Source organism: Pseudomonas sp. KH_021 (assembly GCF_057838865.1).
Genome location: NZ_CM174477.1, coordinates 4,634,426 through 4,658,110 on the forward strand (window position 1 = coordinate 4,634,426; position 23,685 = coordinate 4,658,110).

20 protein-coding genes, 3 tRNA genes and 1 pseudogene are annotated in these 23,685 nt (G+C 59.3%); 4 read left to right on the top strand and 20 right to left on the bottom strand.

Annotated features, from left to right (window positions below; genetic code table 11):
- The first annotated feature begins 27 nt into the window (after positions 1-27).
- Positions 28-1,305: an OprD family porin gene (locus AC3IX4_RS21340; RefSeq protein WP_489257369.1), complete on the top strand. Its 1,278-nt coding sequence runs from the start codon at positions 28-30 to the stop codon at positions 1,303-1,305.
- A gap of 66 nt (positions 1,306-1,371) precedes the next feature.
- On the opposite strand, the gene tli1a (AC3IX4_RS21345) is transcribed toward AC3IX4_RS21340, so the two are convergent.
- Positions 1,372-1,833: a Tli1a family immunity protein gene (gene tli1a, locus AC3IX4_RS21345; RefSeq protein ID WP_489261334.1), complete on the bottom strand. Its 462-nt coding sequence runs from the start codon at positions 1,831-1,833 to the stop codon at positions 1,372-1,374.
- 67 nt (positions 1,834-1,900) lie between these two features.
- A complete protein-coding gene (locus AC3IX4_RS21350) occupies positions 1,901-2,746 on the bottom strand; it encodes a T6SS phospholipase effector Tle1-like catalytic domain-containing protein (protein ID WP_489257370.1) in 846 nt (281 codons plus the stop codon).
- Between the two features lie 86 nt (positions 2,747-2,832).
- On the opposite strand from AC3IX4_RS21350, the gene AC3IX4_RS21355 reads away from it, so the two are divergent.
- The gene (locus AC3IX4_RS21355; RefSeq protein ID WP_489256731.1) at positions 2,833-4,038 is read left to right on the top strand and encodes an ISL3 family transposase; all 1,206 of its coding nucleotides are present in this window, start codon (positions 2,833-2,835) and stop codon (positions 4,036-4,038) included.
- Here the strand turns inward: AC3IX4_RS21355 and AC3IX4_RS21360 are convergent.
- From AC3IX4_RS21360 to tla1, 3 genes are read right to left on the bottom strand one after another with little or no spacing between them, the layout of a single operon-like run.
- On the bottom strand, positions 3,928-5,559 hold the full coding sequence (locus AC3IX4_RS21360) for a T6SS phospholipase effector Tle1-like catalytic domain-containing protein (protein ID WP_489257371.1): 1,632 nt from the start codon (positions 5,557-5,559) through the stop codon (positions 3,928-3,930). The two genes, AC3IX4_RS21355 and AC3IX4_RS21360, sit on opposite strands and share 111 nt — an antisense overlap.
- Entirely contained in the window at positions 5,547-6,080 is a 534-nt protein-coding gene (gene tli1a, locus AC3IX4_RS21365; RefSeq protein ID WP_489257372.1) for a Tli1a family immunity protein, read from the bottom strand. Before tli1a (AC3IX4_RS21365) ends, AC3IX4_RS21360 begins: the two co-directional genes overlap by 13 nt.
- Positions 6,071-6,844, bottom strand: a complete 774-nt coding sequence (gene tla1, locus AC3IX4_RS21370; protein WP_489257373.1) for a toxin Tle1 chaperone Tla1 — start codon at positions 6,842-6,844, stop codon at positions 6,071-6,073. The genes tli1a (AC3IX4_RS21365) and tla1 overlap by 10 nt, the downstream gene beginning before the upstream one ends.
- Before the next feature lie 296 nt (positions 6,845-7,140).
- Between tla1 and AC3IX4_RS21375 the strand changes: the two are divergent.
- Together AC3IX4_RS21375 and AC3IX4_RS21380 are read left to right on the top strand one after the other, a co-directional pair.
- Positions 7,141-7,612 (top strand): annotated as a pseudogene (locus AC3IX4_RS21375) (IS5 family transposase); the annotation flags it as partial.
- A 103-nt stretch (positions 7,613-7,715) separates the two neighbouring features.
- Complete coding sequence (locus AC3IX4_RS21380) at positions 7,716-8,771, top strand: AbrB family transcriptional regulator (protein ID WP_489257374.1); 1,056 nt, start codon at positions 7,716-7,718, stop codon at positions 8,769-8,771.
- Between the two features lie 169 nt (positions 8,772-8,940).
- Here AC3IX4_RS21380 and AC3IX4_RS21385 read toward each other — a convergent pair whose 3' ends face one another.
- From AC3IX4_RS21385 to AC3IX4_RS21455, 15 genes are all read right to left on the bottom strand, one after another.
- Complete coding sequence (locus AC3IX4_RS21385; RefSeq protein WP_489257375.1) at positions 8,941-9,771, bottom strand: class I SAM-dependent methyltransferase; 831 nt, start codon at positions 9,769-9,771, stop codon at positions 8,941-8,943.
- A 185-nt stretch (positions 9,772-9,956) separates the two neighbouring features.
- A tRNA-Asp gene (locus tag AC3IX4_RS21390) sits at positions 9,957-10,033 on the bottom strand.
- A 99-nt stretch (positions 10,034-10,132) separates the two neighbouring features.
- Positions 10,133-10,209 (bottom strand) — tRNA-Asp (locus AC3IX4_RS21395).
- A 79-nt stretch (positions 10,210-10,288) separates the two neighbouring features.
- Positions 10,289-10,365 (bottom strand) — tRNA-Val (locus tag AC3IX4_RS21400).
- A gap of 164 nt (positions 10,366-10,529) precedes the next feature.
- The gene (locus tag AC3IX4_RS21405; RefSeq protein WP_489261335.1) at positions 10,530-11,300 is read right to left on the bottom strand and encodes an SDR family oxidoreductase; all 771 of its coding nucleotides are present in this window, start codon (positions 11,298-11,300) and stop codon (positions 10,530-10,532) included.
- Complete coding sequence (locus AC3IX4_RS21410) at positions 11,300-12,511, bottom strand: O-succinylhomoserine sulfhydrylase (protein WP_489257376.1); 1,212 nt, start codon at positions 12,509-12,511, stop codon at positions 11,300-11,302. The genes AC3IX4_RS21405 and AC3IX4_RS21410 overlap by 1 nt, the downstream gene beginning before the upstream one ends.
- An 11-nt stretch (positions 12,512-12,522) precedes the next feature.
- Complete coding sequence (gene purF, locus AC3IX4_RS21415; protein WP_489257377.1) at positions 12,523-14,028, bottom strand: amidophosphoribosyltransferase; 1,506 nt, start codon at positions 14,026-14,028, stop codon at positions 12,523-12,525.
- A 41-nt stretch (positions 14,029-14,069) separates the two neighbouring features.
- Complete coding sequence (locus AC3IX4_RS21420) at positions 14,070-14,624, bottom strand: CvpA family protein (RefSeq protein WP_489257378.1); 555 nt, start codon at positions 14,622-14,624, stop codon at positions 14,070-14,072.
- Positions 14,625-14,710: 86 nt separating this feature from the next.
- Positions 14,711-15,361 (bottom strand): SPOR domain-containing protein, encoded by a 651-nt coding sequence (locus tag AC3IX4_RS21425; protein WP_489257379.1) that lies wholly within the window; start codon positions 15,359-15,361, stop codon positions 14,711-14,713.
- A gap of 7 nt (positions 15,362-15,368) precedes the next feature.
- Positions 15,369-16,652, bottom strand: coding sequence for a bifunctional tetrahydrofolate synthase/dihydrofolate synthase (gene folC / locus AC3IX4_RS21430; protein ID WP_489257380.1), 1,284 nt, complete (start codon positions 16,650-16,652; stop codon positions 15,369-15,371).
- Positions 16,649-17,569: an acetyl-CoA carboxylase, carboxyltransferase subunit beta gene (gene accD, locus AC3IX4_RS21435; protein WP_489257381.1), complete on the bottom strand. Its 921-nt coding sequence runs from the start codon at positions 17,567-17,569 to the stop codon at positions 16,649-16,651. Before accD ends, folC begins: the two co-directional genes overlap by 4 nt.
- Positions 17,570-17,854: 285 nt before the next feature.
- Positions 17,855-18,475, bottom strand: a complete 621-nt coding sequence (locus AC3IX4_RS21440; protein WP_489257382.1) for a phosphoribosylanthranilate isomerase — start codon at positions 18,473-18,475, stop codon at positions 17,855-17,857.
- A 40-nt stretch (positions 18,476-18,515) separates the two neighbouring features.
- Positions 18,516-19,391 (bottom strand): tRNA pseudouridine(38-40) synthase TruA, encoded by an 876-nt coding sequence (gene truA / locus AC3IX4_RS21445; protein WP_489257383.1) that lies wholly within the window; start codon positions 19,389-19,391, stop codon positions 18,516-18,518.
- A gap of 44 nt (positions 19,392-19,435) precedes the next feature.
- The gene (locus AC3IX4_RS21450; RefSeq protein ID WP_489257384.1) at positions 19,436-22,183 is read right to left on the bottom strand and encodes a motility hub landmark protein FimV; all 2,748 of its coding nucleotides are present in this window, start codon (positions 22,181-22,183) and stop codon (positions 19,436-19,438) included.
- Positions 22,184-22,356: 173 nt separating this feature from the next.
- Entirely contained in the window at positions 22,357-23,358 is a 1,002-nt protein-coding gene (locus AC3IX4_RS21455) for an aspartate-semialdehyde dehydrogenase (RefSeq protein ID WP_489257385.1), read from the bottom strand.
- Between the last annotated feature and the right edge of the window lie 327 nt (positions 23,359-23,685).

The following is a 23,685-nucleotide window of genomic DNA, read 5'->3' on the forward strand; positions in this document are numbered from 1 at the left end:
CATAACAATAAAACAAGGTTCAAGACGATGACGCGCCAACCCACTCGCCTGGGCATTGCCGTTGCACTCGGCATGCTGACCACACCCGCCTTTGCTGATTTCGTTGCCGACTCCAGCGGCAAACTCGAATTGAAGAATTTCTATTTCAGCCGCGACTTTCGCGACGGTTTCCCCAGCCAGTCAAAACGAGAAGAGTGGGCACAGGGTTTCCAGTTGAACCTACAATCGGGCTTCACCGACGGCCCCCTGGGCGTCGGCCTGGACGCCATCGGCATGCTCGGCCTGAAGCTTGATTCCAGCCCCGACCGCACCGGCACCGGCCTGCTGCCCCGCGGCAGCGATGGCCGCGCCGAAGACGACTATGCCAAATTCGCCCTCACCGCCAAGGCCAGAATCAGCAAGACCGAACTGCGCTACGGCGGGCTTTCCCCGGCATTGCCATTGCTGGCCAGCAACAGTAGCCGACTGTTCCCGCAAGTATTCAATGGCGGGCAAATCCTGTTCAAGGAAGTGGACAAACTGACCGTCACGGCCGGGCGTGTCGACAAGGTCAAGCAACGCGACTCCAGCAACTCCGAAGACCTGACCACCATGAGCCAGCTCGGCGCCTACTCCACTGCCGTGACCAGCGATGGCTACCGTTATGCCGGCCTTGACTACCAGGCAACCCCTGCCCTGACCCTGAGCGGTCAAGCCAGCGAGCTTGAGGATTTTTACCGGCGCTACTTCACCGGCCTTAAATACAGCATCAACCTCGGCCCCGGCAAAGCCTTCACCGAACTGCGCTACTTCACCGCCAAGCAAAGCGGTGCCGAGAAAGTCGGCGAAGTGGACAACCGCGTCATCAGCAGCAACTTCGGCTACCAACTTGGCGCCCATCGCCTGAGCGGCGGCTATCAGAAAATCTCCGGCGACACGGCCTATGCGTATGTAGGCGGCAGTGATACCTACTTATTCAGCGAACAGCAGGTCAGCACCTTCGCCCTGCAAGACGAACGCGCCTGGCACGCCCGCTACGACTACGACTTCGCCGCCCAGGGCCTGCCGGGCCTGACCTTCACCTTGCGGTATGTAAAGGGTGACAACGTCGACCCGCAGCACATCAGCACCCGCAAGGCTGCGCTGTTGCGGGTGGCGGGAGATGAAGGCCGGGAATGGGAGCGTACGACGGACATCGCTTATGTGGTGCAGAGCGGGCCGTTGAAGAATCTTGGGGTGCGTTGGCGCAATGCGACGGCGCGGTCGACTTACTATGATGGGGCGGATGAGAATCGGGTGATTTTGAGTTATGGGGTGGAGTTTTGAGGCGTATCGGATGATCTGGAATCGCTGGTTTGAGGCCCCATTGAGGCGGTACAACTGCTTGATGCTTTACTTCGGGCATGATTGCGGCTCCGGCAGATGCAGTGGGGTCTTGATGGGGTATTCGGGGCTGCCGTAGGCATGGCAGGACGTAGTCACCTCAAGGTTATCGCAGGACAGGAAATGCACGGTGATGCCGCAGACTTTTTGGTGGGTGTAGTCGGAAATGGGGACGACTTGAGTATGTCGACGAGTTTGCGCATCGTTTTTAGTAACCCAAGCCTTGTACTTAGGCCTATCTGCAAACCCGGGAAAACCATCGGGATAGGCCACTCCCGTTTCCCAATCGACGCGCACCGTCATTCCCGGCTGCCATTTGGCAGGAGCGATATAGCAGCACCCACCCCCGCCCCCCTGATAAGGCCCAATGATGTCGATCCCTGAACGGCCATCGACACTGAAGCGGTTGATGGCCCAGTGAGTGTGGTTGATGGCTTCGATAGTACTGGCCTGAACAGCGTGGGCCAGCATCGCACCCACCAAACCGCAGGCCAGCGCCAGTGTCTGCCTGGGTCGGCACCGGTTGGGGGACTCACCCTTAGACATCGCTCACCTCGTTCATCTGGGCGTAATAGGCTTCCCAGTGCGCAGCGATCGCTTGTTGCGCTTCGGCAAAATACTGAGCATCCATCACTCGCGGCTGAACCGCATAGGCGGAATCTGTGTCCGGCAGGGCCAGGCCGGCCATGAGCGTCGAGGCCTGGTCGCCACTGAACAGCGCCAGCGTCCTGCGGTCGGCATTGCCGAAGAACACCATGCGCTCACAGAAATAGCTGCCCCAGGGTTCGCGCCCCGCCGCGACCGATACCTTCCAGTACGTGCCATTGAGGGCGGTGTGCAGAAACCAGGCCCGTGAGTCGTGGACCTGATCATCGAACAGGGCTCGCAATAATCCTTCCGGTGCGCTGGCATTGCGGCTTTCATCGACGTTGCCGCGGTTGGTCTGGTCGGTGTGGTTCCACTCGCGCGGCGGTGGCGGAAACACAAGGGTGACCTTGGGCTGGGCGGCGACCTTCATGCGCTGACGCTCGGCGCGGGTGTCGGCGCTGGCCAGATAGGTAATCATGGCCGGGACGTATAACCACCTAACGCGGCGCAGAAACGTCAGGTAGGGATCGCTGTCGAGGTCGCGATAGATCCTGGCGAACTCTTCGGCGGCTTCGCGCAGTTGGGTTTGTGCTAAGTCGGGCTCGAAATTTGGGAGGCCGGGTTCCGGAGGGGGCTCGGGCTGGTAGGCGCGTTGCAAGCTGCGCTGGAGCTCGCGGCGTTTCTGAATGGCGGCTTGTTGTTTCTGATGTTCGGCCTCGGCGAGTTGGCGGGCCTTGGGGTCCGCGTGGGTGTCGCTGGCCTGCAAGTAGAAAGGGGTATTTTTCAGGTTCTTCACGGAATCCTGGGAAATAGACAAAAAAGAACGGCGATTTGACCGATGATGTTCGTGCGAGCAAACCCATCAACCAAACCGCCGTTCTCATGCCAGATATTAATACGATCCTGCCTTTTTGGGATGGATTTTCTGTGGCTTCCGCCCAAGTCGTTGGCGGCTCTCTCCAGATCAACCTAACCCCTCGACCTAATCAGATTCCTCTTTGCAGCGGCTGCCTCAAGCCCTGCCTTGCTGTCCACGACCAGTCAGAGCGATCCATTCGGGATCTGCCAATTCTTGGCCACCCTGTCACGCTTACCGCTGTTTTTAGACGCCTGCGTTGCCTGGACTGCGGGACTCGGATGGAGTCGGTCAGTTGGCTTGATCGGTACGCCAGGCTTAGCGCAAGGCTTTGCCAAGCGGTCATCAAAGCCTGTCGCCAGATGGCAACGCTCCATGTCGCTCAACTCTTTGGCCTGCACTGGGAAACAGTGCGCGTCCTGGAGCGTCGCGCGCTTGAGCAAACATTGCATGAACTACCCGAGGCCGAGCCCAAGCGCTTGGTGATGGATGAGTTCGCCTTGTTCAAGGGGCATCGCTACGCCAGCGTGATCTTGGATGCCGATACGCGTCGCGTTTTGTGGGTGGGTGAAGGGCGCAGCCGGATAGCTATACGCTCGTTTTTCGAGGATCTGGGGCCAGAGCGGTGTTCACAAATCGAAGCGGTCGCCATGGATATGAATACGGCCTTCGATCTGGAAGTGAAACATCACTGCCGCAATGCGCGAGTGGTCTACGACCTGTTTCATGTCATCGCCAAATACGGTCGTGAAGTCATCGACAGGGTACGAGTCGACGAGGCTAACCGACTGCGCCATGACAAACCGGCGAGAAAGGTGGTCAAGCAGGCCCGCTGGCTCTTGCTGCGCAACCCCGAAAATCTGAAGAGCCAAGAGCAGCAGGTACATCTGCAGGATTTATTGGATGCCAATCAGTCGCTGATGACGGTCTATATCATGAAGGCTGAGCTCAAAGCGCTATGGTCGAGCGAAACAGCGTGGGAATGGCGTAGGGCGTGGAAACAATGGATGGGGCATGCCAAGCAGAGCGGCATTCCTTCGTTGATCCAGTTCGCGAAAAGGCTGAGCGGTTACTGGCGAGGCATTTTGAGCAGAGTTCGATGGCCAATGCACACAGGCCAACTAGAGGGGATCAACAATCGGATCAAGGTCATCAAGCGAATGGCTTACGGCTACCGGGACAGCGCATTTTTCTTCTTGAAGATCAAATGCGCTTTTCCCGGCAATCCGTGAAGAACCATTTTTCAGGCTGGCGAAGCCGTAGCGCTCGATGCGCCAGGCGGTGAGCCAGTCCATCTGGTTGCGCATGGCCTCTTCCAGGCGAACGTTGGCGGGTGACGGTTGGTAGCGTTCGGATTGCTCGCGAGACAGTGGTTCAGGAGCAGGAGATAGATTCAAAGTTACTTGCCGCCAGGCGTTGAAGCGCTCTGCAAGAATAGGATGCACATCAAACTCTTTCATTACCGCGAACTCCATGGCTCTCCAAGGCTCATAGCGCAAATCGACTGGCAAAATTTCCTTCGGCACCTTCAGTGGAGCACCGTGAGCAAAAGCATCACTGTATAGATCATGCAGGGCGATCTGCGAAAGCAGTAACCCGTCGTCCTCACCAATAGCTTTTCCCTGATCCCCCGGCGGATACCCACCACCCTGGTCCGAATGCACACCTGGGTAAATCACCTCAACACTGTTGGCCGGATACTCCCCACTCTCGCGCCGTATCGACTCCGAAGGAAAGCTCAGCCGCTGCTCATGGCTGGCGACAATATGCAGGCAGCGTTTGAGCAGTTTCTCACTGGGCAGTTCCTGACTACCGTCGCCCCAGCCCATATGGCCCTTCGCCCCCGGCGCCAAGTCGGCAATCCCCACCGACACCACCGTATCCAACAGCCCCAGGTATTCCACGCTGATCGGAAGCTTCAAGTCACCGAGTACCAGGCACGGCGTGGCTTCTGCAGGAGACAACAACCGATTCAACCAGTTGACGAAAGCCCGCGCCGCTGCCGCCCCTCGAGAAAATCCGTAGACGTACAAGCGAATCCCCAGCAATTTTGGGTGACCGGGAAAAGGCTGGCTCAAGGCAATGCCCAGAGGCTTCTGCAGGGCCACCAGTTGCTTGCGCATTTCGATGGCGCGGTTGCTATGCCCTAAGGCCCATTCCATCCCCGACACTGTGCCCATGGCATCGACAGCGATGCGCAGCGCCCGGTTGTCCAGCCTGGGCTGCTTCAGCGCACGGCGCAGAGCGTCGATGATCATCAACAGCGCCCAGTTGATCCGCTTTTCACCACCGCGAGCAAAGGCCAGGCCATCGCCGCTGAAATCGAGATCGTCCAACTCTGCGAACGGCGTTCCGACACCGGGCAGGTAGTACTTGTAGTACTCACCATTGCCGTCGGTATCGGTCAGGCCCCGCGCCTTGCTGCCGTTGTGTGTCGTACCCCCGGCATGGCCTTCGCCAATGCTGGCACGAAACAAGCGGGCAATATTGGTCGGATGCGGAATCTCGGACTCGTAGAGGTCATGGTTCAGGTTATTGCCGGTGCCATCGAAGCACAGGCTGATGTGCAAGGTCTTAGTGCAGGGGTGCAGCACACGAGAGCCGGCCGCCAGGCACAAGCCATCGTGATAGTCCTCCGCTAGCTGGCGCTGTTTTTGAATATTTTGGTAAACCTGGACGTCACTGTTGGGCAAGCGACCCTCAAGCGGGAACTGTGGTGGGTACCACACGGTGGCATGGTTTATTTCGGACATGATTGCGGCTCCGGCAAATGCAGAGGGGTTTTGATGGGGTATTCGGGACTGCCGTAGGCATGGCAGGAGGTGGTGACTTGAAGGTCGTCACAAGGCAGGAAGTGCACGGTGATACCGCAGACTTTTTGGTGGATGTAGTCGGGGATTGGGACGATTTTGGTATGTCGACGATTTTGAGCATCGATTTTTCTTTCCCAATCTAAGTACTTGGGCCAGTCGGCATAGCCGGGAAAGCCATCGGGATAGGCCACTCCCGTTTCCCAATCCACTCGCACCGCCATCCCCGGCTGCCATTTGGCAGGAGCGATAAAACAACAACCGCCCCCTCCCGCCTGATAAGACCCGATAATGTCGATCCCCGAACGGCCATCGACACTGAAGCGGTTGATAGCCCAGTGGGTGTGATTGATACCTTCAATGGTGCTGGCATAAGCGCTTGGAGCAAGTAGCAATGCGGCAGCGAGGCAATGGGTCGCCACGTTGAGTTTTTGCCTGCGCAAGCTCCAGAGACTCACGCGCATTGCAGCCTGTCGATGACGAAGGCCTCACGCTCCGAGTCCAACAGCAAACCGATCCGAGTGGCTTCCAACATGGCGGTGTAACAGACCTGGAAACGCCGTTCGCGCCCCCAATCCGCTGGAAAAGCGCCATGTAGGTTGGCCATTGCCAAGGTGGCATCGCTAGCACACTCAAGGATTTGCACTTGACCGTCGCTGAGCACCACTTGACTGAAGCATTCGGGGCTTTGCGGCACATCGGGCGCCCCAGCCAGCAACTGGGGAAGCCCGTCTCGATCAAGCCAGCTCCACAGTACAGCCGGCCGCAGCCAGGGCTGCTGCTGTCCGGGTTGCAAAACATCACTGAAAAACAGGGGAAACAAGCGCGGGTCGTAATATCGCAGCAGGCCTTCGTAGCCGTCGTTGCTTGCTGTGAGGCATTGCCCCAGATGCCCGGCCAGCGTCTGGAACCGCCATACAGAGATCAGCGTCAGCACCACCGGGTCCTTTTCATACCGGTGTATCAGCCCCATCAGCCAGTGCCGTTGCAAAGGGATCGCCAGATCGACGCGCACCAGCAAGGGGGCAATGTCTTTCAGGCCGGCTTCCGGCAGATCGTCAAATAAAGAACACCAGGGCATGGCCGGATACACATCGACAACACTGGGGATCAATGGGCCTTCGCAGGCGCATTGGTCGATGATGATATCCAGATGGCTGATGCCAACTTGCTGGCAAGCGTGCTCAAGCTGTCTGAGCCAGATAAGGTGGCGGGGCTTGTTCGCCATTTCGACGCTCCTTTTAGACGGGAGCTGACAGTAGAAAGGCAAACAACATCGCGATTAAAGGGGACGGTTCTGAAAGATTTCTGGAAATTTCCTAGGAAATTTCTCTAGAAGTTAAACACCCACTGACTTCATGTGAGTCATCCCAAAGCACCGCTCGCTTTTAAAACCGACAATGCACCAACCCGCTGCCCAGAGATCGCGTTCTAGGTTCTGTACGAAATCCGCCGAAACTCATTTGACTCCCGCAAACTTCAGGAATCAGTAGAGTTCGCATCCATCAAAGGCAGGAGCCCACGATGGCCAAACGGTACGAACTCTCCGACGCAGCCTGGGATCTGGTTGCAAACATCTTCAGTGAACCCCGCCGAAACGGACGTCCACGAGCAGATGATCGCCTGATGCTCAACGGCATGCTGTGGGTGCTCTGTTCAGGCGCCGCCTGGCGTGACATGCCCGAGCGCTTCGGCCCGTGGTCAACGGTATATCAACGCTTTCGCGACTGGCGTAATCGTGGGACTTTCGACCAGATGCTTAAGCGACTTCACATCCAGTTGAACGAGCAAGGCCTGATCGACGTGGAAACCTGGATGATCGACTCCACTGCTGTTCGTGCAAAGCGAGCCTCATCAGGCACCAAAAAAATGGGCCTAATGATCCGTAAGACCATGCCCTCAGGCGCAGCAGGGGGGCATGACGACTAAAATTCACATCTTATGCGATGCCAATGACGTGCCGCTGCGCTTTCTGTTATCAGGTGGGCGGGCAACTCGAGAATGACCTGAAAGTAATCGTCCTGTTTTCCATGAAGTAGCCGCCGGCTCCCGCGTGGTGGTGTTCGATAATTAGGCTGTTAATTTTATGGAGAACCGCAGTGACGAGAGTTTTGCTTCCTAAGAATAAAATAGCTGGATGGTTGACACTAATCATCATGACCACACTCGTCACCGTGATCATTAAAGCAGCCGGCGTACCGGCTGCTTTAATGATTGGAGCGATGCTGTCGGGTATTTTTATTGTCGCCTGCGGCTGCGAACTACGCTTGCACCGCCACTGCGCTAATTTTTCACAGGCAGCCGTCGGGGTTTTCATTGGAAGTTCATTACATCCTGAATTGATGAGCAGCACCGGCATTCCGATCTATATTTCTTTATCGATTGTCGCTCTGGTATTGCTGTTGAGCTTGATCACAGGAATGCTTGTCATGAAGTCCAGGCTCCTCCCAGGTTCAACTGGGTTGTGGGGCGCTCTTCCAGGAGCAGCCCCAATGATGATCGTCATGTCTGAACAGCATGGCGCGGACCCTGGCCTCGTCGCTTTCATTCAATATTTGCGAGTTGTCTTAGTTACGCTTATCGCGTCGTTTGTTATGGGTGGCGGCGGTGCATCTATCAATGAGGGACTGCCTCCTCAGGAAACAATGGGGATGTTTAATTCTATCGCCATTATTGCTAGCAGCATGGCAGTTTCCAAGCTCACCAACTCTCCTGCAGCAAACTTTGTAGCACCTATAATCTTGGCCAGCATGGCGAATCTCTTTGAAATCCCCGTGCATCCTCCAAGTTACGTTTTGACAGCAGGCTTCGTTATATTGGGCTGGAGCGTTGGCTTAAGGTTTTCTTCAAAAGTAAGACTTGCTGCCAGACAGTCGTTTCCTCGTGTAGTGTTGATGCTTTTGGCCATGATCGCGAGCTGCTACTTTGCTGGCCACTTGTTGGTCGTGCTTTTTGACATCGATCCGTTAACGGCCTACTTGGCAACGAGCCCTGGTGGCGTCGATTCCATCGCGATCATCGCAGCAGGCACCTCAGTTGACATGTCTTTTGTGGTCACAGTGCAAATGCTCCGATTCATCATTCTGCTTCTGTGGGGACCTGCTATTGTCCGATTAGCGTTTCGGATCTACAACCGTATCAATGGCCTGCATTGAAGCACAGCGAGGTATTGCCCCAGAGGCCTAGCCAGGTCATCGACGCACACCAGCAAGGGGGCTATGTCTTTCAGGCGGGCTGCCGGCAGATCGTCGAATAACGTACACCAGAGCAATGGCGGATACACATCGACGACACTGGGAATCACTCCCAAAACACTGCTTCCTCTTAAAACCGACAATGCACCAACCCCGGTGCCCAGCGATCGCGTGCTAACGGTATTTTCGCAATCACCGCCAACACCCGCACAAACTGCGGATAAGGATCGGCATACGTCTGGCTTTCCAGCAACTCCAGCCCCAGCACCTGCCTGGTAAACGCCTTGATATTCCCCAGCCGAATGCCCCACGGCATGGGCGGTGCGGTATAGCGAGGCGTGAGCTTCCAGCCACGCAGCGTCATGCGCGAGAACCAGGGCGGGATGGTGTCGAAGAAGACTTCCCCCGTCTTGAAGCGGCTGACGAGGGTACGCAACAGTGTCAGCACCTGTACCTCGGTGAAGTACATCAGCAAGCCCGCTGCGCTGATGAAGAGCGGCCCTTGGGTGTGCGCCAGGACTTGATCGATCCAGGCATCGTCCAGCGCCGAGCAGGCGATCAGGGTATTGCGCTCATGGGCCGGCAGCAGACGCTGGCGCAGGGCAATGGATTCGGCCAAGTCGACACTGAACCACTGCATCCGGCCGTTATCAACGCGCCAGAACTGGGTTTCCAGGCCTTCGCCCAAAACCACCACGCTTGCATCCGGGTAATGCCGCAGAAAATCCCGCAGCAGGTCATCCGCGTACCGTGAGCGGATAGCAATGGCTGGATTAGGGTTGCCGAAGTGGCCTTTGAAATCGTAATCGATGCGTGTGACCAGATCCCTGACCAACGAATCATCGAGCAGGTTCTGGGGGCCATCGGCGTAGGCCGAGCGGTGCCAGAGGGTCATCAGCGTGGTTTCGGGCACGCCGCTCAAGCCGGGGGCAATGCGTTCAGCGTTCAAGGAGTCGTTCATCAAGTCTCCCCTGCTCGGTGTGCCTGATGCATTCGAAGTGGCGCAGAATATTGGCCACAAAAAAGCCCAGCGTTCGACTGGGCTTTTTGAACTTTAAACCCATACAAAATAACAGGCACAAAAAAAGCGACCCTAAGGTCGCTTTCTTTGTTGCCTCGAGGAGTTCAAGGGCCTCGAGGCGGATATGGCGCAGCGGACGGGACTCGAACCCGCGACCCCCGGCGTGACAGGCCGGTATTCTAACCGACTGAACTACCGCTGCGTATCGCTCAGACTTTCGCCTGATTGAAACTGGGATCTGGCATGAAGGCTTCGGTGCCTTCAAACCTCAAACCGGATATTACCCCGATCTGGAGAAAAGTGGCGCAGCGGACGGGACTCGAACCCGCGACCCCCGGCGTGACAGGCCGGTATTCTAACCGACTGAACTACCGCTGCGCATAGTGTGGACTTTCGTCCGATTCCTCTCTTGTTCAACACTTCTTTTGGAAGCTTGAATCAGGAACATCCCAAGGAGTGGTGGGTGATGACGGATTCGAACCGCCGACCCTCTGCTTGTAAGGCAGATGCTCTAACCAGCTGAGCTAATCACCCTCTTGCTTCGCTTCGCTTTCGCTTGCTAGCTTTGCTTCCCTGAGGCCGCGAAATTTACGCAGGTAGCGGACCTAAGTCAATACCCTGATTGAAGTTTTTTTAAAAAAGCTTCAAAACGACCTTTACTGCTACCTATCCAAACCGCACAAAACTCAGGACCTGCTTTAAGCCCAAATCATCTTCTTGGTCATACCGCCGTCGACCACGAATTCCTGCCCGGTCACGAAGCCTGCATTTTTCGACAACAACCAGGCCACTGCCGCAGCTACATCCTCTACCGTCCCTACCCTGCCCGCTGGATGCTGGGCATGATCTGTGTCGCTTAAAGGTTGTGCGCGGCGCACAGAGGGGTCTCGTGCATCAATCCAGCCGGGGCTGACCGCATTGACCCTGACCTCAGGGCCAAGGCTGATCGCCAGGGCATGAGTCAACGCCAAGAGCCCACCTTTGCTGGCGGCGTAGGCTTCGCTATCGGGTTCCGATTGCCCGGCCCGAGTCGAAGCCAAATTAACGATGGCGCCGCAATGCGCACGCAGGTAAGGCGCACAATGCTTGGCCAACAACATCGGCCCACTCAGGTTCACCGCCAGCACACGGTTCCAGTGCGCAAGGTTGAGTATTTCAAGGGGGGCGTTGTGCGGATCGGCGACGGCTGCGTTGCACACCAGTGCATCGAGCCGGCCGAATTGGCCGAGCACCTCGGCAACGCCGAGGATGACCTGGTTTTCATCGGCGACATCCATGCCGATAAACCAGGCGTTCTCGCCCAGCACCTTGGCGACCTTGGTACCACGGGCACGGTCAAGGTCGGTGAGCACCACCTGCCAACCTTCGCTGACCAGCCAAGCGGCAATGCCCAGGCCAATGCCCCGTGCCGCGCCGGTCACCAGCGCCACACGGCCATTGTGTCCAGGGCCGCCACTGGACCAGTCGATCACAGGGCAGCCAGGCCCCGTGCCAGGTCGGCTTGCAGGTCAGCCACGTCTTCCAGGCCCACGGCAACCCGGATCAGGCTGTCGCGAATACCCGCGGCCTCACGCTCCTGCGGCGACAGACGGCCGTGAGAGGTGGTGCCTGGGTGGGTGATGGTGGTCTTGCTGTCACCCAGGTTGGCGGTGATCGAAATCAAGCGGGTGGCGTCGATAAAGCGCCAGGCGCCCTCTTTACCGCCCTTGACCTCAAAGCTCACCACTGCACCGAAGCCACTCATCTGGCGCTTGGCCAGTTCGTGCTGCGGATGGCTGGCCAAGCCAGCGTAATGCACCTTCTCGATGCCCTCCTGCTGCTCCAGCCACTCGGCCAGTACCTGAGCATTGGCACAATGAGCGCGCATGCGCAGGTTCAGCGTTTCCAGGCCCTTGAGGAAGATCCAGGCGTTGAACGGGCTCAATGACGGGCCCGCGGTGCGCAGGAAACCCACCACTTCTTTCATTTGCTCGCTGCGACCGGCGACCACACCGCCCATGCAACGGCCCTGGCCGTCGATGAACTTGGTGGCCGAGTGCACGACGATGTCGGCGCCCAGCTTGAGCGGTTGCTGCAAGGCCGGGGTGCTGAAGCAGTTGTCCACCACCAGCATGGCGCCCTTGGCGTGCGCCACTTCGGCCAGAGCTGTGATGTCGACCAGCTCGGCCAACGGGTTGGACGGTGTCTCGACGAACAGCAGGCGGGTATTGGCCTTGATGGCCGCTTCCCAGCCGGCCACATCGACCAGGGGCACGTAGTCGACTTGCACGCCAAAGCGCTTGAAGTACTTCTCGAACAGGCTGATGGTCGAGCCGAACACGCTCTGCGACACCAGCACATGGTCGCCAGCGCTGCACAAACTCATGACTGTCGACAGGATCGCCGACATGCCGGTTGAGGTCGCAACCGCCTGCTCGGCGCCTTCCAGGGCAGCAATACGCTCCTCAAAGGACCGCACGGTCGGGTTGGTGTAACGCGAATAAACGTTGCCCGGTACTTCGCCGGCGAACCGTGCCGCGGCATCGGCCGCGGTACGGAACACGTAGCTGGAAGTGAAGAACAGCGGATCGCTGTGCTCACCTTCGGGTGTGCGGTGCTGGCCTGCGCGTACCGCCAGCGTGTCAAATCCAACCCCTTCCAGGTCGCTGTCCAGTCGCCCGGCATCCCAATCCTGTGTCATGCCGCCGTTCCTCAATTGTTGTAAAGGTCGATGATCGCGCTGACGGCCTGGGTCTTGACCTTGGAGGCGTCGTTACGCGCCTGCTCGATCTTGTCCAGGTAAGCCTCGTCGACGTCGCCGGTGACGTACTTGCCATCGAATACTGCGCAGTCGAAATGCTCGATCTTGATCTTGCCGCCACCGACCGCTTCGATCAGGTCTTCGAGATCCTGGTAGACCAGCCAGTCAGCGCCGATCAGGTCGGCCACATCCTGGGTGGTGCGGTTGTGTGCGATCAGCTCGTGGGCGCTTGGCATGTCGATGCCGTAGACGTTCGGGTAGCGAACCGCTGGGGCCGCCGAGCAGAAGTAGACGTTCTTGGCGCCGGCCTCACGGGCCATCTGGATGATCTGCTTGCAGGTGGTGCCGCGAACGATCGAGTCGTCCACCAGCATCACGTTCTTGCCGCGAAATTCCAGTTCAATGGCGTTGAGCTTCTGGCGTACGGATTTCTTGCGTGCCGCCTGGCCAGGCATGATGAAGGTCCGGCCGATATAGCGGTTTTTCACGAAGCCTTCGCGAAACTTCACGCCCAAGTGGTTCGCCAGCTGCAATGCCGCTGTACGGCTGGTGTCCGGGATTGGGATAACCACGTCGATGTCGTGGTCCGGGCGCTCGCGCAGGATTTTGTCCGCGAGCTTCTCGCCCATGCGCAGGCGCGCCTTGTAGACCGAGACGCCGTCGATGATCGAATCAGGACGGGCCAGGTAGACGTGCTCGAAGATGCATGGATTGTATTGCGGATTGGTCGCGCACTGGCGGGTGTGCAGCTTGCCCTCTTCGGTGATATACACCGCTTCGCCCGGCGCGAGGTCGCGAATCAGGGTGAAGCCCAGCACGTCCAGCGAGACGCTTTCGGAGGCAATCATGTACTCGACGCCTTCGTCGGTATGACGCTGGCCGAACACGATCGGACGAATGGCGTTCGGGTCGCGGAAACCGACGATCCCGTAACCGGTGATCATTGCCACCACGGCATAGCCGCCACGGCAGCGGTTGTGCACGTCAGTGACTGCCGCGAACACGTCTTCTTCAGTCGGCTGCAGCTTGCCACGCACCGCCAGCTCATGGGCGAAAACGTTGAGCAGTACTTCCGAATCGGAATTGGTGTTGACGTGACGCAGATCGGACTCGTAGATCTCCTTGGCCAACTGTTCAACGTTGGTCAGGTTACCGTTGTGAGCCAGAGTAATGCCATATGGCGAGTTGACGTAGAACGGCTGGGCCTCGGCCGAGGTCGAGCTGCCCGCCGTCGGGTAACGGACGTGGCCGATACCCATGTGCCCTACCAGGCGCTGCATATGACGCTGCTGGAACACATCGCGAACCAGCCCGTTGTCCTTGCGCAGGAATAACCGGCCCTCATGGCTGGTCACAATACCGGCAGCGTCCTGGCCGCGGTGCTGGAGGACGGTTAGCGCGTCATACAGCGCCTGATTGACGTTCGACTTACCGACGATACCGACGATGCCACACATGCGACGCAACCCCTACTTAATGAATCTGAACTGAGCAACACTCAAGGCGCCTTGGGCCCCAGGAGTTGCTCCTTGAACGGAATGTCAGCCGGTGCGCTGATTCCGCTGGCAAGCCACTGACTGGACATCCCCAATATGAGGTTTTTCGACCAGTCGGCGACCAATAGAAATTGGGGCAGAAGACGAGACTCCTGCCACCAAGGATCCTGTTGTACCGGCCCCAGGCTCAACAGCCCGGCAGCCACCACCACCAGCAAGCCACCACGGGCGGCACCAAAGGCCATGCCCAGGAAGCGATCGGTCCCGGAAAGCCCGGTGACGCGGATCAGTTCGCCGATGAGGAAATTGACCATCGCGCCGACCAGCAAGGTGGCCACGAACAAAATGGCGCAGCCGGCAATAATGCGGGCTGACGGTGTTTGAATATAACTTTCCAGGTACTGCGACAGCGAGCCACCGAACATCCAGGCGACCGCCCCGGCAACGATCCAGGTGAGCAACGACAAGGCTTCCTTGACGAAGCCGCGCTTCAAACTGATCAAACATGAAATGGCGATGATCGCGATGATCGCCCAGTCGACCCAGGTAAATGCCACAGTGCAGCCTACAGACAGATTAGGCGCCGCATTTTAGCAGAGCGCTAGCCCGTCGGTAAGCCGCTAATGCGTTGAGAGGGGCAGGTTTAGCCGCGTTCAGGCTGGAAGCGCACCACAAAACCCTTGAGGTTTTGCTGGCGGCCCAACAAATCACGCAGACGATCGGCTTCGGCGCGCTCGACCAACGGCCCGACGAACACCCGGTTCATGCCACCACTGGTGCGGATATAGGCGTTATATCCTTGACTGCGCAGTTTTTTTTGCATGGCCTCGGCATTGGCCCGGTTGGACAGGCTGGCTAACTGGATCGACCAACTGACCGGCAAGCCATTGCCATCGACTTTCTTGCCCGCACTGTCCGGCTTGGCCGCGCTGGCGACCGACGGTACTGCAGGCTTGGCGGCGGACGCCGGCGCTGGCTTGCTGGCAGCAACCGCAGGCGCCGTTTGTGCCGCAGGAGCGGGTGCTGGTGCTGGTGCTGGAGCAATCGGGATACTGGGTGTTGATGGCGTTGGCTCGGCGGTCGGTTCCGGGATTACCTCAGGTTCTGGAACCTGTACAGGCTCGACCTGAACCTCTGGCAGGGTGGGTGCGGCCGGTGCCACGGGGGCCTCGACACGCACCTGGCGCTGTTCATCCTCACGGGAAAACAGCATTGGCAGGAAAATCACCGCCAACGCCACCAGGACCAGCGCACCAACCATGCGCTGCTTGACCACGCTATCGAGCAAAGCCATTTGTCACTCACTCCTTGGCAGGACGGGCCAACCACTCCAGGGCTTCACCGACACAGAAAAATGATCCGAACAGCAGAATTTCGTCTTCGGCCGTGGCTCGATCAAGTTGCGCCTCAAGCGCAGCCGTCACGCTTGCATAAGAGGTTACCGCAGCGCCAAGGTTCTGCAAGGCAGCCGATATTTCATCAGCCGACCGGGTGCGAGCCGTGGGCAAGGGTGTGACCGCCCAATGCTGGACCAGGCCGTTGAGCTCGGTGATCACGCCCTCCAGATCCTTGTCAGCCAGCAAACCGAACACCGCCAGGCGGCGCCCCTTGACCGGACGAGCGGTCAGACGGGTGGCCAGGTATGAGGCTGCATGTGGGTTGTGCCCTACATCTAGCAGCAGGTTCAGTGGCTTGCCCTTCCAGACCACACTGCGCCGATCCAGGCGTCCGACAACGCGAGTGCGTTGCAGCGCTGCAGCAATCTGTCCGGCATCCCAGGGCAGTTCGAGCAGAAGGTAGGCCTGCAGTGCCAGGGCGGCGTTTTCCATTGGCAGGTCAAGCAACGGCAGGTCGGTCAGTTCAACGCGTTGACCTTGCCCATCCAGACCTCGCCAATGCCAGGCCTGGTCGGTAATGCCCAGATCATAGTCACGGCCGCGCAGGTAAAACGGGCTGCCCAGATTGGCAGCCTGATCCCGCAGCGGCTGCGGCGGATCCAGATCACCACACAGGGCTGGCTTGCCGGTACGGAAGATGCCAGCTTTTTCGAACGCCACCGACTCGCGGCTGTCGCCCAACCAGTCGCTGTGGTCGATACCAATACTGGTCACCAGGGCCAGGTCGGCATCCACCAGGTTGACCGCATCCAGACGACCGCCCAGGCCAACTTCCAGCACCACGGCGTCCAGGGCTGCGCGCTGGAATAACCAGAAGGCCGCCAGGGTGCCCATCTCGAAATAGGTCAGGGAAATTTCGCCACGCGCCGCCTCGACGGCAGCAAAGGCTTCACACAGTGCCTGATCGCGGGCGTAGACACCGGCAATCTGCACCCGCTCGTTGTAACGCAACAGGTGCGGCGAGGCATAGACCCCAACCTTGAGCCCTTGCGCCGCTAACAGCGAGGCGACGAAGGCACAGGTGGAGCCCTTGCCGTTGGTGCCGGTTACGGTAATTACCCGTGCTGCCGGCTTGCCCAGGCCGAGCCGGCTCGCCACTTGCTGCGAACGCTCAAGCCCCATGTCGATGGCTGACGGATGCAGCTGTTCGAGGTAGGCGAGCCAGTCGCCCAGGCTACGCTGTGTCATACCGTGGCAGGAGCCGGTGGAACGACCATCGGCTCGATCGGGGTGGCGACGAATTTCGGCGTCGGCAGGCCCATGAACTGTGCCAGCAGGCTACCCAGGCGTGGGCGCAGTTCATGACGGGAAATGATCATGTCGATAGCGCCATGCTCCAGCAGGAATTCGCTACGCTGGAAGCCTTCTGGCAGTTTTTCGCGAACGGTCTGCTCGATGACGCGCGGGCCGGCGAAACCGATCAGCGCCTTGGGCTCTGCCACGATCACATCACCCAGCATTGCCAGGCTGGCCGATACACCGCCGTAGACCGGGTCGGTCAGCACGGAAATGAACGGCAGGCCTTCTTCGCGCAAGCGCGCCAGGGCGGCGGAGGTCTTGGCCATCTGCATCAGGGAAATCAGGGCTTCCTGCATGCGCGCGCCACCAGAAGCCGAGAAGCAGATCATCGGGCAACGGTTTTCCAGCGCGTAGTTGGCAGCGCGAACAAAGCGCTCACCGACGATGGCACCCATCGAGCCACCCATGAAAGAGAATTCGAAGGCGCAGGCCACGACTGGCATGCCCAACAAGGTGCCGCTCATGGAGATCAGGGCGTCTTTTTCGCCGGTCTGCTTCTGGGCGCCGGTCAGGCGGTCCTTGTACTTCTTGCCGTCGCGGAACTTCAGGCGGTCGACCGGCTCCAGCTCAGCGCCCAGCTCGGCACGGCCTTCAGCGTCCAGGAACAGGTCCAGGCGTGCGCGCGCGCCGATACGCATGTGGTGGTTGCACTTGGGGCAAACATCCAGGGTCTTTTCCAGTTCCGGGCGGTACAGGACAGCCTCGCAGGACGGACATTTATGCCAAAGCCCCTCGGGAACCGAGCTTTTCTTCACCTCGGAACGCATGATCGAAGGGATCAGTTTGTCTACTAACCAGTTGCTCATGCTTTCTTTCTCCAGTATCGCGAGCCTGAAACGTGGTGACGTTGCAGGCCCTGCGCATGCCCTTGAGCTCTATTCAAATGTCAAACGATGAGGGTTTGCTCCGGCGGGCCGCGTACAGCAGGCAACCGCCCTGATCCAAACCCACTTCAACCCTTGCAGTGACAACCGGCAGGCCATCACCCAAACAATTTTCGGTTCGCCCGCAATCCGGGCCCGGCAGCCAGAGCTGCGAAGGTATGGACGGTAGCAGACTGCCAACCGTCACATCCGGGCAGTAGCAAGTCGCTATGCGTTGCGTACCGCCTGCATGAACGCGGCAATCCGCTGTGGATCCTTGATGCCCTTGGACTGCTCTACCCCACCACTGACATCGACGGCATACGGCCGCACCCGGGCGATCGCCTGGGCGACGTTATCGGCGGTCAGGCCACCGGCCAGGATGATCGGTTTGCTCAGGCGCTCTGGCACCAGGGACCAGTCAAAGGCCTCGCCGGTGCCGCCAGGTACGCCAGCGACAAAGGTATCGAGCAGGATTCCACTGGCATTGGCATAAGCCTGGCAACTGGCCTCCAGGTCATCGCCGGGGCGTACACGCAGGGCCTTGATGTAGGGCCGGTTGTAGCCCTCGCAGTCGGCCGGGGTTTCATCGCCGTGAAATTGCAGGAGATCCAGCGGCACGGCCTCGAGAATTTCATTGAGCTCGCAGCGGCTGGCATTGACGAACAGCCCGACCGTGGTCACGAACGGCGGCAGGGCCGCGATGATTGCTCGCGCTTGCTCGACGCTGACTGCGCGCGGGCTTTTGGCATAAAACACCAGGCCGATCGCGTCGGCGCCGGCATCGCAAGCGGCCAACGCATCTTCTACCCGGGTAATCCCGCAGATTTTGCTGCGAACGGCTGACATAGTGGCTGGAACCTCAGCAGGGGCGACAAAGTCCCGGATGTTAGCAAATGCCTTGGGCAACGTCAGCCGACAACGACTCATAGCCTGTAAGGAAATGTGGGCCGATATATCGCTCGGGCAACTCGAACTCGTCGTGGTACTCAACCTGCACCAGATACAACCCATAGGGATGAGCCGTTACCCCACCGCTACGACGCTCACGGCTTTCGAGGACTTCCTTGAGCCATTGCACCGGGCGCTCGCCCGCGCCGATGGTCATCAGCACGCCGGCGATATTGCGCACCATGTGGTGCAAAAAGGCATTGGCGCGAATATCGATCACGATCATCTTGCCATGACGGGTCACGCGCAGGTGGTGGATTTTCTTGACCGGCGACTTGGCCTGGCACTGCCCGGCACGAAAGGCACTGAAATCATGGGTGCCCACCAGATAGTCAGCAGCCGCTGCCATTCGCTCGACATCCAGCGGGCGATGATTCCAAGTGATTTCCTCGCCCAGGTGCGCAGGGCGAATCTGATCGTTGTAGATCACGTAGCGGTAACGCCGGGCAATGGCCTTGAAGCGCGCATGAAAGTGCGCTGGCATCACTTTGGCCCAACTGACGCTGATGTCATGGGGCAAGTTAATGTTGGCGCCCATGGCCCAGGCTTTCATGCTGCGGGGGGCCTGGGTATCGAAATGCACCACCTGGCCGCACGCATGCACACCGGCGTCGGTGCGACCTGCGCAAGACAGCACGACAGGTGAATCAGCCACTTTGGACAGCGCTTCTTCCAGGGTTTGCTGGACGGTCTTCACGCCACTGGCCTGGCGTTGCCAGCCGCAGTAACGCGAGCCTTTGTATTCGACGCCCAATGCGATCCGGTAAAAACCTTCGGCGGCCGCTTCGGCCGCCGATTTATCAATGATTTCCAAGAATTTACAGCCTGTAGGTGTGGGGGAGCGAAGGTAAGCAGGGCTTACTTCTTGACGCTCTTCAACATTTCGAGTGCTTCTTTACGCTGTTCTTCGGTGCCTTCGGTGAGCACCTCGCTGAGGATGTCACGGGCGCCGCCGTCATCGCCCATGTCGATGTAGGCGCGTGCCAGGTCAAGCTTGGTGGCCGACTCGTCAGTACCTGCCAGGTAATCGAATTCCGGCTCGTCAGCGACAGCAGCGGCGTCCGCCTCGGTAAAGCTCGGCAGTTCGATCGGCGGATGGCCCAGCGACTGCGACAGGCTTTCCAGTTGGACATTTACATCGCCCAACTGGACCTTGAAGTCTTCCGGTGCCTGAGCAGGCTCGCCCTCGGGCAGGGACAAGTCGAAATCGTCTGGCAAGGAGAAGTCATCGTCCAGGGCAGCAAACGGATCGTCCACCTCCAGATCGTGATCAAACGCCGCCAATTCCGCCGCAATGTCCACGGGCTCACTGGATTGGGCCGGGATAGGGTCTGCACCGATGTCCAGATCGAAATCATCCAGGCTATCCACTGCTGGGCTGCTCTGCTCGGCATGTTCAGCCAGCAGCGCATCGAAGTCCAGGTCATTGATCTGGGCAGAGTCGGCCGGATCAGTGACCAGGACTGGCGCTTCGTCTGGCACAGGCTCATCAACGGCGGGTTGTTCGACCGTGCTGACCAGCGGTGCGTCCAGATCCAGATCATTGCTGTCTTCAGGCACCACGGCGCCCTGCTCAAGGTCGTGCAATGCCCGCTCATCTTCGGCCAGCTCAGCCGCTGGCAACGCTTGCGACTCATCAAGGCTGAGATCAAACGCCGTATCAAGCTCATCGACGGGTGCCACAGGCACTAGCGGTTCGTCTTTCAACAAATCCTGTACGTATTGCGCATCCAGCTCGGCCGCCAGTGCCGCAGCACTCAGGCCACCGGCAACCACTGTATACATGGCCGGGAAACGACGCTTGAGTGCCTCGACGTCGGCATGGTTCTGGCCGGTGGCAATCAATTGGCGCTCGTTGTTGGTGAAGGCGTCGCGGTCACCGCGCAGGGCATGGACCTCCATCAGCTTCAGGCGCAAATCGCTGCGCTGTGGATCACGCGCCACCGCCGGAGCCAGCGCGCCGGCGGCTTCGATGTAGCGACGCTGCTCGACCAAGCTGTCGACCCGCGCCATCAGCTCGGTATCTGGAATCGGCTCAACGGCCGGGGCGATCAATGGGGCCGTGATCGGTGCATTGGCGGGTGGTGCGGAACGCTCGGAGTAGCGTGTTTCCGGCCCTTCGGAGGCGGTGGCAGCCGCAGCCGTGGCGGCCACGAACGAAGGAGCAAGCTTGACGCTCGGCGCAGGGGTTTCGATGCCCTCGAAATGAGCGTCCTGGAGGGTGAATTCTTCGGCTGGATAATCGGACTCTTCGGACAGCGCGCGGGCCATGCGCATGTGCTTCTCTGCTTCAAGCTGAGCCTTGCGACGGCGCGCCAGCAGCAACAGGAGCAACAGCAGCACCAGCACCGAAGCGCCAGCAATCAGGCCGAGCAGGATCGGATTGCCCATCAGCGCTTGCAGCGTATCGTCAGCCTTGTCGATGGCTACAGGCGATGGGCTAGCCTCAGGGGGCTCAGCCTCGTCAACATTCGGGGCAGTATCGACGGCTGCTGGTGCGGGCGCTTGGGTGTCCGTCGATGGCGCTTGCCCAGGAGCGACCAATTCGGCGGAAATCGGCGCCGCTGCCTCGGCAGAAGGTGTGCTGTCGCCGGCTCCCGATCCGGCTTCCAGACGTGCCAGCTGATCGTTTTTCAGCTGGATCAGCTTTTGCAGCTTGTCCAACTGGCTATGCAGATCGGCCATCCGACTTTGCAACTCGGCGTTGCTGCGCTTGGTGGTATCGAGGCTTTCCTGGGCGACGGCAAGCTTGTTGTTCAGGGCCTTGCTCTCGCTGCCTGTGCCCTTGCCCGCTGACACCAGGCTGAGTTTGTCCTGATCCTGGGCTGGCGCAGGCGCGCCCTGCTCCTGGCTTCGACGCGTGGCATCGAGCTGTTGCGCACGCGGCCCCAGGCGGCGACCTTCGCGCCAAGCCGCGTTTTGCTCGGCCACGTCGGCAATCGCCTGGGCTGGCGGCAGGCTGGCGGCTTGCTGCGCATCGGGCAAGCGCAACACCTGGCCGGTTTTCATGCGGTTGATATTGCCGCCAATAAAGGCATCAGGGTTAAGCGCCTGAATGGCCAGCATGGCCTGCTGAACCGAAGCGCCCTGGCGATTACGCGAGGCAATCTCCCACAGCGTGTCATTGCGATGGGTGGTGTATTGGCTGGCGCTGCTGACGGCAGGCGTCACACCCTGGCCTGCAGCCTCGGCGGCTTCAGGCGAGAATTTGGAAGGGTCGAGCAGGATGCTGTACTCACGCATCAACCGGCCCTGGGGGTAACGCACCTGAACCACGAATTTGACGAATGGCTCAGGCAGCGGCTTGCTGGAAGTGACGCGCAGTACACTTTTGCCGTTGGGATTGACCACTGGGGTAAAGGTCAAGTCCTCAAGATAGCTCTGCAGCTGGACGCCGGCCTTGGCGAACTCTTCGGGCAATGCCAGGCCTGGCTGCATCTCGGCGGCACTCAGGCCGTCGACATCACGCAGCTCGATTTCCGCCAGCAGCGGCTGGTTCTGCGCCGACTTGAGGGTCAGTTCCCCCAACTCGAGTGCCTGCGCCATACCGGAAGACAGCGCCGACGCAGCGGCTATTGCTAACACCAGTTTGCGAACTTGAACCATGAGCTAATCCTTTGTTTGAGCGCTCCTCGCAGGCGAGAAGAAGTGAAAGTTGCCATGAGGCACGGTCTTGCAACAATGCCCCCGCAAGCCCCCGTTGGCAGCTCACTTCCAGCAAGCGGCCCGCGTATGACGGCAGGCCGAGAATCATTTGGTAAATTGTTGCCAAGTATCTTTTAGAGAAAGTCTTTTATCAACAATTCGGCCACCTGGACGGCGTTCAAGGCAGCGCCTTTGCGCACGTTGTCGGTGGTCAGCCACAGATTGAGTTGCTGGCCATCATCAATGCCACCACGCACCCGCCCAACGTAGACCACATCTTGCCCTACCGCATCCCCCACCGGTGTCGGGTAGTCGCCCGCCTCCACCAACTCGATTCCCGGCGCCTGGTCCAGCGCTGCATTGATCGCCGTAATGTCCACCGGCGTGCGGCTGCGAACCGAGACAGTAAAGCTATCGCCAAAAAATACCGGCACTTGAATGCAGGTCACAGCGATTTTGAGTAAAGGCAGCGCCAGCAGTCCGCGTAACTCCTCCACCAGGCGTCGTTCCAGTTGCAAATGGCCCTGTTCGTCAGGCGTGCCAACTTGTGCCAGCAGGTTGAACGCCACCTGGCGGTCAAAGAATCGCGGCTCCAGAGGCCGGGCATTGAGCAGTTCGGCGGTCTGGCGAGCCAACTCATTCACCCCTTCGCGACCTTTGGCCGATATGGCCAGGCAAGCGGTGACATTGACCTGTTCCAGCTCAATCAGTTCACTCAGCGGTGCAAGCGCCACGGCCAAGGTGATGGCAGCAGCGCTGGGGCTGGCCACCTGGACCGGAGCCTTGAGGCCGATCAGCGCTTGCGGGTTGGCTTCGGGCACCACGGCGGGGAGTGGCAAGGCGCCCGACAGGTCGATTACCGCGCAGCCAGCGGCGCTGGCGCGGCCGGCATAGCTGAGCGAAACCGAAGGGCTGGCGGCGAAAAACACCAATTTGACCAGGCTAAAATCGAACTGATCGACTTCACGAACGCGCACGTTTTTGTTGCGAAACAGCACCGAACTTCCCGCAGACTCGGCGCTGGCGAGCAAGTGAAGGGTTCCGATGGGAAAATCCCGCTCCTCGAGAATCTGCACCAGCGTCTCGCCAACCAAACCTGTGGCGCCGATCACGGCGATATCGAATGTCTGATTCATGGGGGGATTTCCTCTGGCAGAACGGGGGAGCGGCACTTTACTCGGATTGACCGGCGACGTACACGCCGGTAGGAGCACGGCTTGCCGGCGATCGGGCCACCGCGGCGTATCAGTCATGACGCCTCGCGGGCAAGCCCGGCTCCTACAGGGGCGGCGACGTACACGCCGGTAGGAGCACGGCTTGCCGGCGATCGGCATAGGTATCTACACATCTTTTGGTGTACTGCATTTCGTAGCAGTGGACGAGTAGAACGAGGCCACGTCCGGCTGCGCAGCAGTCGTAAAACCTGGCACTTCAGTATTCAGATACACCGCGAGTACAGGCTT